The following is a 17,670-nucleotide window of genomic DNA, read 5'->3' as shown; positions in this document are numbered from 1 at the left end:
ACGCTGTCAAACTTGACAGCGTGTTGTCGTTATATATAATGAACATCATTGACAACATGCTGTCATTATTATTCAACCACTAAGTAAACGGGAAAGATATGAAAACTAAACTACATCTACTGGCTGCGATCACTGCCATCCTTTGTATCGCTAGCTTCTTTAGTTTCAGTCTATTGGGTGAGATATTTGGCTCTCATGCTTTTATCAGTCAAATAAAGAGCAGCATCGTATTTCCAGGGCTCTTTATATTGATCCCAGCAATGGCTATCACAGGGATCACTGGCAACCTGTTAGCTAAAGGCAACAAGGGGAAAGTAATTAAACAGAAACAGCTTAGAATTAAAATAGTGGCGGCTAACGGTATTCTAATACTACTTCCCGCTGCACTGGTATTAAACCATTGGGCACAAGCGGGCCAATTTGACCTTTCATTTTATCTTCTGCAAGCCGTTGAGTTGATTACTGGTGCGACAAACCTCTATCTGTTAACCAAAAATGCAATGGCGGGTCGACGCTTAACGGCAAACAAAAGATCCTCTACTATTTAATGTCAGTGAATGAGTACAAAAAGCCGTTATTCGAAATTTAAAACATCTGATAAACTAAATAAAATCCAGCACATAAAATTAAATTGGCGATGACATTTAAAGGGAAACTGGTCCAGTGGAATGACACAAAAGGCTTTGGGTTTATCAGACCTATCGGTCAACAGACTCAGGTCTTTGTCCATATAAAATCTTTCACCAATCAGCAAAGACGTCCGCAAATTAATCAGACCCTCACCTTTACACTGACAAAAGATAAACAGGGACGTGAATCTGCCAACCAAGTCAGTATATTCGGTGACAAGGCCCCAAAAGGAAATTCGAAAAGAGCAAACAGTGGCAAACTGAGGGGATTTTTGATTCTCTGTTTAGTAGTCATTTTATCTGGGGTTGTATATCAGCAGTTATTACCCAAAGTCCTTCCTCTGGTATATTTACTGATGAGCGGCATCACTGTTATCGCCTACGCCATGGATAAATCTGCGGCGCGACAAGGTAAGTGGCGCACTAAAGAGAGTAGCTTACATATTCTGTCGCTGATGGGAGGCTGGCCTGGAGCACTCATTGCTCAAGGCTGGTTACGACATAAATCACAAAAAGTCAGCTTTAGAATCGCACTCTGGTGCACGATTGCGCTAAACAGCATGGTCTTAATCTGGCTTATTTCTGCCTCAGGACAAGCACGAGTATCAAAGTTCATGGGATAAAAAGGCGCTTAATGCGCCTTTTTACCTAATTAAATCACTAAGTAGATGAAGATCAGTTGGCAGGAATAATCTCAACAGAAGCACTGCCACTGTGACCATCAAATGTGGCGGTTAATACTGCACTTCCAATTTTATGCCCATTAATAATATCCTTTATCCCCGTGGCCACATTGGCGTCGCTACTACTCCACTCAACATAATCGGCATAATCAAAAGAAGTGCCATCATTAAAGGTCACCCATACTTCTACAACCTGAAATGCCCCAACAGCTAACATGATGTCAGTTGGCTTAACCTCTATTTTAGCCACACCGTTTTCTTGAACAGTAACTAGCCTGGCATCCTCTTTACCTTGATAGGAAACACTTATCGTCGCCGACACACCAACATCATAACTGATGACTTCACCGGCGCGTGAACTCCCCGTTTGCACTTGTATATTACCAGGATTATCACTTTTCCAACTTGCATCTAAGGTCACATCGACACTGGTATTATCTGAGTAATTCGCCATCGCAGTAAATTGAAAGATGGATTGGGTGTAGATCACATCATCATTAGGCGTAATGGTAATACTTTCGAGGATCGGATCTGTCACCCTTGTTGTCACTGTACTGCTCGACTTTTGGTACTCTGCAGTAATTTGGCTTACGCCTAGCGCATTCGCCGTTCCTGTACCGCCAAAAATACCCGTAGTGACGATATGGATCACATCTGGATCACTCGAAGACCAAGTGGCTTTATAGGTCACATCGACTTCTGCATAATTATACATAGTCGCGGTTGCCTTATAGCGCCCTTTGGTCCCTACAGGAACCTCCAAATTGTTCGGAGTAACCTTGATACTCAGCACTTCACTGTCGAGGACATTTAGCCTTCCCTCACCCTCGAACCCTTGAAAAAGAGCATATACAGCAGACTCTCCCTCTTTAAGTCCAGTAACAAGCCCTGTAGCGTTAATCGATATTTTATCTCGCATCTCTACTGACCAAAAACTCTGATCTGTAACATCTTTTTGGATAATCATCCCACCACTATCCCGGTAAACTGCTAATGCCTGCATCTGAGTGGTTTCATTGACAATCACATGACTGTCGGCTGGTTCAACATTGATCCCCAGATACTCAAGCTCTGTCACTATAACTTCAGCCTGAGCATCTAGACCATAATAATGGGCATTGACCTGACTACTTCCCTCTGCAATCCCCGTTACTCTACCAGCGGTAATACCTGATGTAATAACATGGGCAATATTGGCATCAACTACAGTCCAGGTAGTAACCTTTGATACATCAACAGCATATCCATCACTGTAAAAAGCAGTGGCTATATATTGTTGCATCTCATTGATATTAATCTTAGATGTCACAGGCGTGAGTTGTAACTCAACTAAGACAGCCTCATCAACAGCCAATCTAGCCTTTGCCGTCAGCGTCTTATAACTGGCCTGTATTACCGTGCTACCGGAATAAAGCGTATAAGCAATACCTTTAGCATCGATTGTCGCTATATCTGTATCACTGCTTTGCCAGCTTGACGATAACGTCACCTCTTTGCTGGTTCCATCAGAGAAGCGAGCGAAAGCTTGATATGATTGAGTCAGTCCCGCAGCTACAGAAGCATCAACAGGTGTCACTGTTAACTCAAGGAGTTCAGCAGCGGTCACTTCGACATTCGCCGTTGAACTCATACCGTTAAATTGCGCATCAACCTGAGTGCTACCAAGATTAAGTGCGCTGGCAAAACCACCATACACACTGCCCGTTCCTACATGAACAATCTCTTCATTGACACTCGTCCAACTGGCGAGCAGGGTAATATCTTCAGAGCGGTTATCGGTATAGTAGGCCCTAGCTTCAAATTGTCCCTCTGTTCCCTTAGGAACTTTGATATCAACTGGCGTCACTTGAATATAACTCAGCTCAGCAGGCGTTACCGTTAACTCTGCAGTGGCTGTAAAACCGATATATCTGGCTGTCACATGAACCTCACTAGGAAGGTAACTTGTGGCTATTCCAGTGTGATTAATCGATGCAATACCCACATCTGAACTAGTCCAGAATGAAGCACGGGTTAGATCTTTACTGTTTCCATCTGAAAAAATACCTGTAGCGGTATACTCCTGCTCCACTCCAACGGCAATGGAGGCATTAGCTGGACTCACTATCAGCTCAACTAAGCTAGCATCCGTCACCATAATATCAACTGCATCGGCTGCAGTTCCAAAATTAGCCTGCACTTGGGTCGAACCAACACCAATAGCTTGAGCTAAGCCTCCTGTTGTACCTGTAGCAACAATATTAACTATGGTGTTATCTACTGCAGTCCAAGTGGCGAACTGAGTAACATCACTACTATGACCATCTGAATAGAAAGCGGTGGCGATATATTGTCCCGAAGTCCCCAGTGGCACAAAACTGTTAGCCGGCGTCACCTGCAATCCGATTAAACTTGCATCGGTTACATCCAATACTGCGGTTCCATTAAAGCCGATATAACTTGCTGTGATCAGGGTTGGGCCCTTGATATAAGATTGGGCAAGTCCATGGCGATCAATACTTGCCACTGAGCCTTGGCTGGACTGCCAACTTGATACATGGGTCAAATCTTGATGACTGCCGTCTGAGAAAAAACCAGTAAATTGATATTGCAGTGTATTACCCGCAGCGATAGATGCTGTTATCGGAGAGAGGGATACTGACTCCAAGATGGCATTTGTCACAACAAAATCTGACACTGCCTGCATGCCGTTGAAACTGGCCGTGACCTTAGCATCCCCTTCACTGATCGCCTGTGCAAAACCGGCCTCAGAGCCAGAGGAGACCACTTCTATGATACTTAGAGAGTTTGAGGACCAGCTCGCTAAGTGAGTCACATCACTCTTGTGACCATCTGAGTAAAACGCAGTTGCTGTCAGAGATTGACTTTGGCCCACAGGTAATTGATTCTGCCCTGGTGAAACCTGTAAAGTTTCAATAACCGCATCGGTAACAATTAACTCGGCTTCGAGCTGTGATCCCAAGTAGGTGGCTAAAACCTTAGTTGTACCGGAACGCTTGCCATGGGCCGTACCGGCAGCATCGATTGAAGCGACACTTGAATCAACCACTTGCCACTTAGCAAACTCGGTTAACTCTTTACTGCTTCCATCTGAGAAGATACCACTCAGTGTATAGGCTTGCGAGTTACCAGCCGAAATACTTGCCGTTAATGGAGAGAGGTTCAACTGTACTAGTTGAGCATCAGTCACTGTGGCCTGGGTGCTATCATTGACACTTTGTGTTTGCAGCCCTTGTGAATTGATATTTAAACTGTTTCTATCCCCCGATGTTGAGACAAACCCACCATAGATTGCACTTATCCTTGTCACACCTACGGTATTCGCTTTAGCGATGCCCGCTTCATCACCGCTTGGTATTATGCTGACAATCTCGGAATGCTGGGAGCTCCAGGTCGCTTCTCGAGTCACATCTTGGCTGTGACCATCGGTGTAATAAGCCGTTGCTCGATATTGCCCATGAGTGCCTAAGGGCTCACTCAGATTTTTTGGGGTCACTTGCAAAGAGGAGAGACTGGCATCAGTCACCGTCAACAAGGTCGATTGTGTCATGCCCATATAATCTATGGAGATGTCGGTCTCACCAGCAGTTAATCCATGGGCTTTTCCCGCCAGAGCACCTGTAATTTCGATTGTCGCAATCTGAGCATTACTGCTCTGCCAGTACCCCAACAAACTAATATCATGCACACTCAGATCAGAGAATCTCGCACGCGCCGTATAGGTCACATCAGTGCCAGCTGGAGTCATGATATTCAATGGAGTTATCTCAATGCTCTCAATAACAGCATTGGTCACGTCAGCGTTTGCAGCGCCTGATACTCCCTGAAAAAGGGCGGTCACAGTTACGCTTCCGGGAGCAAGTGCAGTAGCGTGTCCTCCCTGCTCGCCAGATCCATCAATAATAACAACGGACTCATCATCGACAGACCAAATAGCGTCACGTGTCACATCAACGGTAGCCCCGTCGCTATAATACGCTACCGCGGTATAATCACCCTGAGTTCCTACCGGGTATGACACTTGAGCTGGACTCACCACTAGTTGGGTCACTTCGGCCTGAGTAATTATGGCGCTAGTCGAGTCTGATAACGCAATATCGGCAAAATGTAAGCTGGCCGACACCTGAGTCGTTCCTGTCTGCTCCCCAGTTAAGATCCCAACATCTGTAAAAGTGGCAACATGAGTTTGACTTGAGCTCCACTGAGATTGTTCACTCACCTCCATGCTGAGTCCATTTTCAAAGATAAGATCGGCGCGATATTGCTGACTAGTGCCCACAGGAAAATCGCTATCGACTGGACTAATAACCAATCTCTCGACTTGAGAGTTCAACACAATCAAAACCGCTTGTGCATCCATCCCCATGAATTGGGTATTCACTAAGGTACTGCCGGCCTTGATCCCGGTTGCGACGCCTTGGGTTTGTGCTTGATTGCTGATACTGGCAACAGAGACATCACTGGTGTTCCAGCTCACTTCTCGGGTCACATCTTGCTGATGAGAGTCAGCAAATAGGGCAATCGCCTTAAAACTTAAGTTCAAGCCAACTAACGTTTCACCTTGTCCGGGTTCAATATTTAAGGCAAGCAGCTCGGCATCGGTGACCCTAAGCATGGCAGTATCACTAACGGCGGGACCTGCTTGACTCTGAGGAAGAGAGGCGCTTATCTCTGTGGTGCCAGCAGCTAAAGCTTCAGCATCACCCTGCTCGCCTATGCTTGCAACCGCAGAAACACTACTGGACCAGATAACCTCTGAGGTCACCTCTTTTTTAGCACCATCACTGTATATGGCAATCGCCCTGTATGGCTCATGGGTTGAAACGGCCAAGGTTTGAACTTGAGGCAAGACTTGCAATGAGACAGCATAAGCCGGACAAGGGTTATCCGGTCCACCACACTCACCTGTGGGGAAGCCATTGTTATCGCCACCACATCCAGATAAAAGAAACATCAAGAACAAAAAAGCAGAACTGCACATCGATTTAATCAGGCTCATCAGTTGATATCCTTATTCTGCATCAGTCGTCGACGGGGAGATAACAATGCTGACTCTACGGTTAGCATGTCGGTGAGACTCAGTCTTGTTGTCCATCTCAGGAAAGTGTTCACCATAAGCCTGCAACTCAAGTTGTTCGGCAACGACCCCATTGGCTAACAGATAATCGAGCACACTTTGCACTCTTCGCTCTGACAATGCCTGATTATAAGCAGCAGCCCCTTTTGAATCGGTATAACCTTTTATCTGTGCGATAGCATTGGGTGCAGATTGAAGACGTTCAATAACGGGAAGTAAAGCCTGTGGATTATTGAGTTGGCTGCTGTCAAAATCAAATAAGGTGGTGATTGAAATAGCAGGTAATACCACAGGCGCTAGCACCACAACCTCAGCCTCTATCACAACAGGCAGGGTGACAGGTTGTTGTTTAGGCTTCACACTCGTTTCACTTTGACCGAAACGATAACTCAACCCAAGGGTGGTCAGATGACCATTACTTCCTCCAATAAGCTCACTGCCCAACTTATCTATATATTGATATTCGAGACGCGCCGTCCAAGAGCGGGAAAAAGCATACTCTAAACCAACGCCGGCTATAGGCGCCCAGTCAGAGTCGCTAGTGTGATCCACAGGACCTTGGTTATCGCCGTCCCAACGAAATGCTCCTACCTTGGCAAAAAAGTCTACGTCATCACTCATTGGTAATCGAGCTAACATCGATAACTCGATCCCTTTCATACTGCCCACATAAGAATTATTCAGGCCGCTTTCAGAGTACACAGCTACAGCTTCGCCTAAATCCAGATAAGCGGTTTCGAAAGCAAAATGTTCAGAGAATTGATAACCGCCAAATAGGCCATAAGCCTTATCATCACCATCGCAACTAATATTCCACTCTTCGCAGGCATTTTGATAATGCATCCAGCCTGCCTTGGCTCCCAAATAAAAAAAGGGGGTCACAACTTCCTGAAAATGAAACTGCTCGTCTACTATTTCCGTAGCACTCACTAGCATGGAGCTAACTGATAGAGTGATCGTCAATAATGTTAAGGTGAAAATAACGCCGATTTTCTGCATAGTTCCTTCCTGGATAATACGTCATAAAGATTAAATAAGATGAGCAAACATTGTATAACGTAATTGAATATTAAAAAATGTGATCAAATGAATACTAAATCATATCAACTTCATCTTTTTAAATAAATTTGCTCTACTTATAAGGGATATAAGTCAGCCAAATCTATACTATTTCATACGGAACTCCCACTTCTATTACAAAATTCATTCATTACAAAATATGATGCCTTAATCGTTTACCTATAGACAATATTTACCCTCTCGTGCTGATTCGCTATGATAAGGCTCACTCTCAACTAAGATGAACATCAAAAATGAAAATAATTTTGGCCGTAGTGGTTATCGCAGGGGTAATTTTTTACTTTTTTACCAGTATGAACAACCAGAAAGCCTCCCAAGAAAACATTGAAGTCGGCGCAAAGTTTTTAGCTGAAAACGTAGATAATGAAGGAGTCATTGAAACTCTATCAGGGCTGCAATATAAGGTATTAACCAAAGGCGATGGCACTGTACATCCTACAGCCAGCGATACTGTAACCGTGCATTATCACGGCACGCTTATCGATGGTACGGTTTTTGACAGTTCAGTTGAGCGCGGTGAGCCAATTGCCTTCCCGCTAAACCGCGTCATCAAAGGCTGGACCGAAGGTGTTCAGTTAATGACTGTTGGTGATAAAGTCCGCTTCTATATTCCAAGCACATTAGCTTACGGTAATCGCAGTACGGGGAAAATAGTAGGTGGCTCAGTGCTGATTTTTGATGTCGAGCTAATTAGTATCGATTAACAAGTAATGTTTCATTGTGACTAACTTAATAGAAAAGTAAGGGGGGATAACTCCCCCTTTTATTATTATGAATATTGGTGATTAATTGCTTGTCACACCGAGATCATTCCATACAGAGGCAACACCAGGCTCTTCACCTTTTGTCCACCACTTAGCCTGCCAAGTATGTCCATTATGAGTTGTTTGCTCACCGCCGTTATAAGCAATACCTGCATTCCATCCCATCTCAACATTACTTTGCAATGCCCACTGTTCTGCCGTCACTGTAGGCTCATTACCTTGAGTCCAATATTTAGCTTTCCAGACTAAACAGGTATGACTCACAGTCTCACCACCACTGTAGATGACCGAGCTATCCCAAGTTGGATGGTTACCCGCACCAGGGTCGCTTGTCTCACAACCATCACTTGTGGGGGCTTTAACGGTCAACACTGTTTGAGCCGACGCATCAAGGGCACCATCAGACACCAATACACTTAAGCTAAAGCTAGTATCTTCAGTCACTGCAGGAGCGGTCACAACAAGGGAGTCACTAGATTGACCCGTTGCGACTAACCCTGCTGGTACTGTCCAGCTATAGGTTAAACTATCGCCATCGGCATCGCTGGCAGTAGCTATAATGCTGAATTGTTGAGCTGAATCAACGGTGATTATAGAGTCGAGTGAGACTTCTGGTGCTCGGTTAGCTTGAGGCATCATATTGGTGACCGATGTGCTAGCCGTTGCGGATAATCCCTCAGGGTCTGTCACCGTTAGCGAGAAACCATAAGCAACATCGATATCGGTTGCGTTTAGACTGATGCTAGCTTGAGCCATATCGGCATTCACAAGTGTCACGACTGGGCCAGATGTTTGCCCCCAGACATAAGTGAGTGACTGTCCTTCAGGATCACGAGATAAACCGCCATCGAGCACGACGTCACTTGGACCCGTAACATTCTGAGCACTGCCCGCATTGGCAATCGGCGCCTTATTCACCGGCGGTGTTGTCCCCTCTCCATGCCCTAAACCTTCATGCATGGCATTGAGGATGTCACCATTATCAGCGTCTATCTCCCAAGCAAACAATCCACCAAGTTGATTAACCGTAACATATTGACCTTTAGCAGTGACAGAGCGAGCATTATCAAAGGTGATTAGATCCCCAGTTGAAGCCTTAAATACGTAAGGTGCCTCAGCGACTTCATCATACTCATACTCCCATTCACCTGACATGTACTCATTCGCTATCTGACGATAATCAACCACACCATCTTCCCAGGTTCCTTTCACTTTTCCCGTTGCTGTGCCGGTAAACGGATTTCCACCTTGGTAACCGTTAACTCCGGTCCAGCCACGACCGTACATGGCGGCACCAATAACAATTTTCTCAGGCGTCACACCTTGTGCAAGCAGAGCATTAACACCAATTTGAGTGGTATTTTTAGTATCAGGCTTCCAACTAGCAGCGTAAAGCGCAGTCTGGTGGTTCAAGTCAGTGTTTGACCATGCACCGTAGAAGTCATAACTCATCAAAAAGATGTTATCCATGTACTGCTGCGCTGCTTGATAATCTACCATGGCTATCTTATCTGCACCGGCACTAATGGCTGATGTGAGCTCATAGGTTTTACCTGTCTCAACACTCAGCGCATCAAGCATGGCACGAAGATCTTTCATCAAGAGCACATAGGTTTCACCGTCAGTCTCAGGATTACCTAAGTTAGGATTCGCGCCGTTACCACCAGGGAATTCCCAATCAATATCGACACCATCAAAGAACTTCCACGTCTGCAGGAACTCTTTGACAGAAGCAACGAAACGAGCACGCTTCACATCATCGTCGAGAAAATAGAAAGGATCTGAAAGAGTCCAGCCACCAACAGAGGGTAAAATCTTTAAATCTGGTTGCGCTTGCTTAAGCGCCATCAACTGGCCAAAGTTACCCTTGTAGGGATCTGAATACTCACTCACGCCACTTTGAGGCATCTGCACTGCGGCCCAAGGGTCATGGATCGCCACCTTAAAATCTTCCCGTCCACTACAAGCTCGTTGCAATGCCTGGAAGCTACCCTCAATCTCTTTTAAACTGTCATTGATGCCATCACCACCACAAATTGGCGTGAAACCATAGAGGATATGAGTCAAGTTTTTAGTTGGCATCTTATCCACGGAGAACTTACGACCATAAACGCCCCACTCAACAAAATAACTCCCCACCACCTTGCCAGACTTATTAACGTAAGGCCTATTGTTCTCACCAAATTGAGTATCTAGCGGTAATAAGTGACTGCCATCAGTATCAGCTACAAGGATCTCTTTGCCATCACTTAACGTACAAGCATCGGCATTACATAACGCCACTTGCATCTGGTAACGACCGCCTTGGCTAATATTAAATGTGGCAGAACCTGACGCCGTTGAAGTGCCCGACCAGACCTCAACGCCGTCAAATAGTACCTTTGCCGTATCACCTAACTCACCACTCCATAAGTTCCAATTCACAGACACTTCTGCGGCGTCTTTAATTGTCACAAGTTGGTTATAAGCCGTGGCAGCTTGATTTACTTCTATGATGGAAAATTTAGTTTCGCCCCAGCCGATAGTCGGCTTCCCTGGCGTTGTAGCATAAGCTGATGTGGAAAGAGTACTGGCGACGACAAGCGCAGCCAAAGAGAGTTTAGTGTTAATCATAGGGTGTCCTTATTGCTTTTATTTTTATAAATTATCAATAAGGCAAACAAAGCATGAACAGGAGTAAAACCCATTCTTAATACCATGAGAAGCTGAGACGTGACCTTTTCGATTCTTAGTGTCGTCAAGCACCCCATGAAGAAACTTCCTGTAACATCCCCGCTATCATAGGAATAATACTATTTTGAGAATGCGACCTTCTCAAAACTATCCCCTTAGACCGGAAGCTTTGCGTCCCAACCTTTCAGTTGGTTTGCCTTTTTACATATGCAAGTTACTGCGCCAGATGACAACGCTGTCATCTGTTATTTAGAATAAACTTAATTTAGCTAAATATGCAACACAATATTTTAACTAGTTTTAAACTGCTGATTAATATAAGTTAAAATATAATTATTTTAACGTTTCTTACTAGAAGTGAGTTTTGATGAAGAAAAGGAGCAAATTTAATCAATATGAGAAATAGAAAAGGCATCCATTTAATTTGGATGCCTTTAACGATGGAAAACTATTGGCTTTCTTACGCTTCGTAGCCGAATGGGTCATCGATTGAGTGAGCTGGCTTAGTAAACCAAACGGGGCCCTCATTGGTCATATAGAAATGATCTTCATGACGCACACCAAATTCACCGGAAACACATAGCCATTGATGCTTCGTTACTTTTACCTAGCTCATCAAGTATTACGCTTCGTAGCCGAATGGGTCATCGATTGAGTGAGCTGGCTTAGTAAACCAAACGGGGCCCTCATTGGTCATATAGAAATGATCTTCATGACGCACACCAAATTCACCGGGAACACACAGCATAGGTTCGTTACTGAAACACATGCCTGAGGCCAATGGGGTTTGATCATTAAGCACTAAATAGGGCCATTCATGGATATCTAAACCTATACCATGACCAGTGCGATGAGGTAAGCCTGGTACGTTATAATCTGGACCAAAACCTGCCGCTTCAAGTACGTCACGAGCAGCTCTATCTACACTGGCACAAGTGGCGCCAATTTTAGCGGCGTCAAATGCGGCAATCTGCGCATCTTGCTCATATTTCCACAATTCACGTTGACGTGGGCTTGGGGTACCAAACACAAATGTACGGGTAATATCAGAGTTATATCCTTGCAACTGACAACCAGTATCAATCAGTACAGTATCGTTTAACTCCAACGCTTTAGGTGATTTAACGCCATGGGGGTAGGCACTGTCTTCACCAAAAAGTACGATACAAAAATAGGAGCCAGCGGGGGCACCTACACGCTTGTGGGCTTCATGAATAAAGGCCTCTACTTCACCAACGGTGATCCCTTCACACAAAATACGAGCAACGGCTTTATGTACTTCTAAGGTCATGTCTTTCGCGCGTTGCAGCAGGCTCAGCTCAACATCAGATTTAATCATACGACAAGCTGCAGTGACCGATTTTGCATTCACATAATCAAACTGGCTGTGGGCTTGACGCACACCATCAAAGATAAAAAAGGCAGCAGATTCATCGATGCCCACTTTGCCACTATCAATGCTCATCTGTGCTAATACTTCACCGAATAAGGCATAAGGACTCTCATCTTCCTGCCAAGTGTTGACCTTGCCTTCGATGACCATAAAGCCTAGCAAGGTATCCACTTCAAATGCTGGCGCGATATATTCAAGCTCACCTTTGGCAGGGATAATAGCACCCACCATACGTTCACTGGCATACCAACGCGTGCCAGTGTAATAATATAAATTGGTGCCGGCATTGATATAGATCGCTTCAATTCCCTGGGCTGTCATTAGTGCCTGGGCTTTTTCAATACGCCCGGTAAATTCTTCATGACTAATAGGCGCAGTGCCTTGAGTCATATCGGTTAATTTTGCTAGCTCTTGCTCTACGGTTGAACCGCCTACACCTAAGGTCATCTGCTTACCCTTTATATTTTTATATCAGGAAACCCTACGTAGTCCCTGACTTTGTCGCTATTTATCCATGACTAGATACAGCTTCTCAGTCCAGTCATAAAATCAGATCTTCTTTCTAGCATAAAATATACAAAGTGTCAGCAGAAATTGAAACGCTGCCTTAATTATAATGAACAGAGGTTAAATAGCGGCGATAAACTTACTCGCTCACTTTCCCATTAACTCGGCTACTTTGACTAAAACGCCACCACGCCATTAGTAGCAGTTGCAGTGCAATAAAAGGCACACAAATATTAAGCAGTAACTGCCAACCTAATTGGTGAATAACCCAGCCTGCACTTAATGATGCTAATGCCTGAGAGCCAAATACTAAGCTGTCATTTAACGCCTGTACCTTAAATCCCTCTCCTTCGCGATAGCATTGAGGTAGCAGTACTGTACCTCCCACAAACAGTAAGTTCCAGCCTAAACCAAGCAATACTAAAGCAGCCCAATAGTTAAGCAGTTCACTGCCCAGCAGCGCAATGACTATGGTCACCAGATAAGCTGTCAGACCGACGAGCATCATTTTGTTAACTCCCCATTTAGCCACAAAATAGCCGGTAAACAGAGAAGGAAGGTACATAGCAATAATATGACTCTGAATGACCCACTTAGTATCAGCTAACGAGTAGTGCTCATTATGGTGCATATGCAAAGGGGTGGCCGTCATGATAAAGCTCATCATAGCAAAGCCAATTATGCCACCAGCAATGGCAACCCAAATTTTAGGCTGGCTCAAGATAACCCCAAACGTTCGAACATCATTGTTGAGCATCCCCTCTTGAACCCGGTTCAACTTGACGGGCTCCCGATAAAAACAGAGGGTGATAGCCGCTAAGATGCAGATAAAAGTGAGAAACATAAAAGCGCCCACATAGGGAATATCAACTAACTCACTGCCAAAAACTGCCAATTCAGGCCCCAGAAATGCGGCAACCAAGCCACCGAGCAAGACCCGTGATGTCGCCTTAGCGCCTAATGCGGGCTCCACTGCCTCCATGGCCGCAAAACGATACTGTTGCACCACAGCTCCGCCCGTACCAAGCAAGACACCACTGATGCAAAAGAGTACGAAGTTACCGTTATAAGTGGCATAGGCGGCAACAATTCCCGCTATTGCCGCCAGAATTGAACCTGAGATGAAGATAGGCTTACGACCGAATCGCCGCATCAATTGCGTCACTGGCAATACCGATACCGCCACCCCAATCACCATTGCGGTAATAGGCAGTGTTGCCAGACCCGGTTCTGGAGCCAGTTCAATACCAATAATGCCCCCGAGCAGCATCATCATGGGGGCTGCGCTCATTGCAAAAGCTTGAGCTAAGGTCAAAACCCACACATTAAATGGCATTTAAAACTCCTGTAAACCCCACATCACCATGAGCAGGGATGCTCTAATCTAATTGATCCACACTAAAATGTAACAAGTAAAATGTTTCAAAATTTACACATAGTCACAATCAATGCCTAAAAATCATCGGGCTGCAACTTCCCACGTCTGATTTGAGCTGCGATAATTACCCCAAAGAACCCTATAACAAAAAAATCGATAAGCATTGCAACTTTCGCTTTATCGACGCTAACCGGAGCTTCCATGACACAAACATTAGCCTCACGCCTCGATGCTGTACGCAATGAAATGGCAAAAGATAAACTCGACGCTTTTATCATCCCCCGCGCCGACGAATATTTAGGTGAATACGTACCGCAGCGCAATGAGCGCCTAGAGTGGATAAGCAAGTTCACGGGCTCTGCAGGTATGGTTATAGTGCTAAAAGACAGTGCCGTCATTTTTACCGATGGTCGCTACACGGTACAAGTTAAGCTGCAGGTCGATGGCGAGCTGTTTCAATATTTAAGCCTGACTGAGACTCCGCAAATCCAATGGTTAGCCGACACTTTAACCGCCGGCGCTCGTATTGGTTATGACCCGCGTTTACATCCTCTTAGTTGGCAGAAAAAAGCGCTCTCAACATTGACTAAAGCATCGATGCAGCTTATCGCTGTTAACGATAACCCTATCGACCTGCATTGGCATCACAGACCTGCTATATCAAATGCACCCGCTGTATTATTTGACGATAAAAGAGCAGGAAAAACCAGCCAACAGAAACGCCTTGAGATAGGCAAGATAGTGGCGAAATCTGGCGCAGATATGGCCCTTATCGCCTCCCTTGATTCCTTCTGCTGGTTATTGAATATTCGTGGCAATGATGTACCTCGCCTGCCTGTTATTTTAGGCTCTGCCCTGCTTCATGCAAACGGGGATATGGTGTTATTCACTCAGCTGGATAAACTGCCAGCAAGCATTGCAGCCCATGTGGGAGAGGGAGTTAGCTTCAGAGCCGAAGCGGAGTTACAGTCGGCGTTGAGTGAGCTTTCCGGCGTTAGACTGCTGGCCGATCCAAACTCTGCCAACGCTTGGTCTCAGCTTACCGCCGAGCAAGCGGGTGCTATCTTAGTTGCTGGCTTCGATCCGGTATCGTTAACCAAGGCACAGAAAAACCCCAGTGAACTCGCTGGCATCAAAGCCTGTCATATCCGCGATGGCGTGGCGGTTTCTCGTTTTCTTGCATGGCTTGACGGTGAAGTAGCTGCAGGTAACTTTTATGACGAAGGCCAGCTGGCCGATAAACTGGAGACATTCCGTTTAAGCGATCCACAATACCGTGAGCCCAGTTTCGATACGATCTCAGCGGTAGGCGGTAATGCCGCCATGTGTCATTACAACCACAATAATGGCATTCCTGCGTTAATGACTAATAACAGCCTCTATCTGGTGGACTCAGGGGCTCAATATCTTGATGGTACCACTGATGTCACTCGCACCATCGCCATCGGACAGGTCAGTGATGAACAGAAGAAGATGGTGACCTTAGTCTTAAAAGGCCATATTGCATTGGATCAAGCACGTTTTCCTCGCGGTACAACGGGTCAGCAATTGGACGGCTTTGCTCGCCAATTCCTGTGGCAACATGGTTTCGATTACGACCATGGCACCGGACACGGCGTTGGCCACTTTTTAAGTGTGCATGAAGGTCCACAACGTATCGCCAAAAACAGCAATGATGTCGCCCTACTCCCAGGCATGGTGCTCTCTAATGAACCCGGTTATTACCGCGCCAATGAGTTCGGTATTCGTCTGGAGAATCTGGTGTATGTCCGCCCTTGTGAAGCACTCGCCGGCATTGAGCGTGAGATATTTGAATTTGACGCCCTTACTATGATCCCCATGGATTCTCGCCTTATCGAAAAGAGCCTGCTAACCGATGCAGAGATAAGCTGGTTTAACGATTATCACCAACTCGTGTTGAACAAGCTGTCACCATTAATGCAAGGGGATGAATTGGCTTGGTTAAAAAACGCCACTAAGGCTATCTAAAGTAACAAGATAAAAAGCGACCTTATCAAGGTCGCTAAGCCCACAAATCTACGGAATAACGCTATTTAGGCATTGCTGTTAAACGCTTCATAAACTTGCTATACTCCGCCACCGCCATTTTGATGGCATTTTCAGTAACTCCAGACAAAGTTCACTGGCGTATGAATTGGTTTATTACAGGAAACCCAAGATGAGATTTGAATCTTTTAGTTTTGCTCCCGAGATTTTGCGCGCTATCTCTGAATGTGGTTATCAGAAAATGACGCCAGTTCAGCAAGAAGCGATCCCGACAATTCGTCGTGGCCAAGATGTATTGGCAAGTGCCCAAACCGGTACGGGTAAAACCGCCGCATTTGCCTTACCTATTTTACAAAGTATGATAGACAAGCCAAGTGAGACCCAACGTTCTAGCACTCGCGCGCTGATATTGACTCCGACACGTGAGCTAGCCAGCCAGATTGCCGACAATATCAATGATTACAGCAAGTACATGGAGCTTTCTGTTTTAACCATTTATGGTGGGGTAAAATTAGAGACTCAAGCACAAAAAATCAAACGTGGCGCCGATATTATCGTCGCGACGCCAGGTCGTTTACTCGAGCATATCCAAGCATGTAACCTCAACCTGTCAAACGTCGACTTTTTAGTATTAGATGAAGCCGACCGTATGTTAGATATGGGCTTTATTGCCGATATACAAAAAATACTGCAATCGGTCAATAAGCGCAGCCAGAAGATGTTGTTCTCGGCCACCTTCTCTGCATCGGTTAAAAAGTTAGCCAATGACCTATTAGTTAAACCTAAGCTCATCTGCGTCGACAAACAAAACACCACCGCGGATACGGTCAGCCAAGTGATTTATCCGGTAGAGCAGCGTCGTAAGCGTGAGTTAGTTTCTGAGTTGATCGGTAAGAAAAACTGGCAGCAAGTACTGGTTTTCACTGCAACTCGTGACGCAGCAGACAAACTGGTTAAAGAGCTGAACTTAGATGGAATAACTTCATCTGTGGTTCATGGCGAAAAAGCCCAAGGTAACCGTCGTCGTGCACTGCGTGAGTTTAAAGAAGGTAAAGTACGCGTATTAGTCGCAACTGAAGTGGCGGCTCGTGGTCTGGATATTCAAGATTTAGAATATGTCGTTAACTATGATCTGCCTTTCCTAGCTGAAGATTATGTTCACCGTATCGGCCGTACTGGCCGTGCTGGTAAGTCAGGTGTCGCTATCTCTTTGGTCAGCCGAGAAGAGGAACGTACCTTAGCTGATATCGAGAAACTTATCGGTAAGAAATTACCTCGTATCACCATCCCAGGCTATGAAGTGGGCAGTCGTGAACTCTTGATTAAACATCTACAGACTCGCCGTAGTTTTGCCAAGAAACAGAATCGTCAAGATAACGTATCAGAGCAAGTGATCGCTGAGCGCAACATGCAAGGTCGCCGCGTAAAAGTGAAAAATTCATCTAACGCCAAGATTAAGAAGTCTAAGTAAGCCAATGA

Annotated in this window: 10 protein-coding genes and 1 riboswitch; of the genes, 5 read left to right on the top strand and 5 right to left on the bottom strand. The window is 45.3% G+C overall.

What is annotated here, in order from left to right; genetic code table 11:
* Nucleotides 1–98: 98 nt before the first annotated feature.
* Both HWQ47_RS06830 and HWQ47_RS06825 read left to right on the top strand, forming a co-directional pair.
* Nucleotides 99–548, top strand: a complete 450-nt coding sequence (locus HWQ47_RS06830) for a hypothetical protein (protein ID WP_269970425.1) — start codon at nt 99–101, stop codon at nt 546–548.
* Between the two features lie 89 nt (nt 549–637).
* Nucleotides 638–1,252 (top strand): cold shock and DUF1294 domain-containing protein, encoded by a 615-nt coding sequence (locus tag HWQ47_RS06825; protein WP_269970424.1) that lies wholly within the window; start codon nt 638–640, stop codon nt 1,250–1,252.
* Between the two features lie 52 nt (nt 1,253–1,304).
* Here HWQ47_RS06825 and HWQ47_RS06820 read toward each other — a convergent pair whose 3' ends face one another.
* Complete coding sequence (locus tag HWQ47_RS06820; RefSeq protein ID WP_269970423.1) at nt 1,305–6,311, bottom strand: Ig-like domain-containing protein; 5,007 nt, start codon at nt 6,309–6,311, stop codon at nt 1,305–1,307.
* 12 nt (nt 6,312–6,323) lie between these two features.
* A complete protein-coding gene (locus HWQ47_RS06815) occupies nt 6,324–7,388 on the bottom strand; it encodes an outer membrane beta-barrel protein (protein WP_269970422.1) in 1,065 nt (354 codons plus the stop codon).
* Nucleotides 7,389–7,702: 314 nt separating this feature from the next.
* On the opposite strand from HWQ47_RS06815, the gene HWQ47_RS06810 reads away from it, so the two are divergent.
* Nucleotides 7,703–8,173 (top strand): FKBP-type peptidyl-prolyl cis-trans isomerase, encoded by a 471-nt coding sequence (locus HWQ47_RS06810; RefSeq protein WP_269970421.1) that lies wholly within the window; start codon nt 7,703–7,705, stop codon nt 8,171–8,173.
* Between the two features lie 81 nt (nt 8,174–8,254).
* Here HWQ47_RS06810 and HWQ47_RS06805 read toward each other — a convergent pair whose 3' ends face one another.
* The 3 genes from HWQ47_RS06805 to HWQ47_RS06795 form a co-directional block, all read right to left on the bottom strand.
* On the bottom strand, nt 8,255–10,846 hold the full coding sequence (locus HWQ47_RS06805; RefSeq protein ID WP_269970420.1) for a glycosyl hydrolase family 18 protein: 2,592 nt from the start codon (nt 10,844–10,846) through the stop codon (nt 8,255–8,257).
* 149 nt (nt 10,847–10,995) lie between these two features.
* Nucleotides 10,996–11,114, bottom strand: a riboswitch (cyclic di-GMP riboswitch).
* Between the two features lie 414 nt (nt 11,115–11,528).
* Entirely contained in the window at nt 11,529–12,746 is a 1,218-nt protein-coding gene (locus HWQ47_RS06800; protein ID WP_269970419.1) for a M24 family metallopeptidase, read from the bottom strand.
* A 199-nt stretch (nt 12,747–12,945) separates the two neighbouring features.
* A complete protein-coding gene (locus tag HWQ47_RS06795; protein WP_269970418.1) occupies nt 12,946–14,142 on the bottom strand; it encodes an MFS transporter in 1,197 nt (398 codons plus the stop codon).
* Nucleotides 14,143–14,385: 243 nt separating this feature from the next.
* On the opposite strand from HWQ47_RS06795, the gene HWQ47_RS06790 reads away from it, so the two are divergent.
* Both HWQ47_RS06790 and HWQ47_RS06785 read left to right on the top strand, forming a co-directional pair.
* Nucleotides 14,386–16,173: an aminopeptidase P family protein gene (locus tag HWQ47_RS06790; protein WP_269970417.1), complete on the top strand. Its 1,788-nt coding sequence runs from the start codon at nt 14,386–14,388 to the stop codon at nt 16,171–16,173.
* A 190-nt stretch (nt 16,174–16,363) separates the two neighbouring features.
* Nucleotides 16,364–17,662: a DEAD/DEAH box helicase gene (locus HWQ47_RS06785; protein ID WP_269970416.1), complete on the top strand. Its 1,299-nt coding sequence runs from the start codon at nt 16,364–16,366 to the stop codon at nt 17,660–17,662.
* Nucleotides 17,663–17,670 lie beyond the last annotated feature (8 nt).

This window comes from Shewanella sp. MTB7, from assembly GCF_027571385.1.
Classification (GTDB): domain Bacteria; phylum Pseudomonadota; class Gammaproteobacteria; order Enterobacterales; family Shewanellaceae; genus Shewanella.
Note: the sequence above shows the minus strand (reverse complement) of the source record. Positions and strands in the feature narration are given on the sequence as shown.

Coding starts and splice junctions, on each gene's coding strand:
- HWQ47_RS06830 (WP_269970425.1), top strand. CDS start 99: ATGAAAACTAAACTACATCTACTGGCTGCGATCACTGCCATCCTTTGT.
- HWQ47_RS06825 (WP_269970424.1), top strand. CDS start 638: ATGACATTTAAAGGGAAACTGGTCCAGTGGAATGACACAAAAGGCTTT.
- HWQ47_RS06820 (WP_269970423.1), bottom strand. CDS start 6,311: ATGAGCCTGATTAAATCGATGTGCAGTTCTGCTTTTTTGTTCTTGATG.
- HWQ47_RS06815 (WP_269970422.1), bottom strand. CDS start 7,388: ATGCAGAAAATCGGCGTTATTTTCACCTTAACATTATTGACGATCACT.
- HWQ47_RS06810 (WP_269970421.1), top strand. CDS start 7,703: ATGAAAATAATTTTGGCCGTAGTGGTTATCGCAGGGGTAATTTTTTAC.
- HWQ47_RS06805 (WP_269970420.1), bottom strand. CDS start 10,846: ATGATTAACACTAAACTCTCTTTGGCTGCGCTTGTCGTCGCCAGTACT.
- HWQ47_RS06800 (WP_269970419.1), bottom strand. CDS start 12,746: ATGACCTTAGGTGTAGGCGGTTCAACCGTAGAGCAAGAGCTAGCAAAA.
- HWQ47_RS06795 (WP_269970418.1), bottom strand. CDS start 14,142: ATGCCATTTAATGTGTGGGTTTTGACCTTAGCTCAAGCTTTTGCAATG.
- HWQ47_RS06790 (WP_269970417.1), top strand. CDS start 14,386: ATGACACAAACATTAGCCTCACGCCTCGATGCTGTACGCAATGAAATG.
- HWQ47_RS06785 (WP_269970416.1), top strand. CDS start 16,364: ATGAGATTTGAATCTTTTAGTTTTGCTCCCGAGATTTTGCGCGCTATC.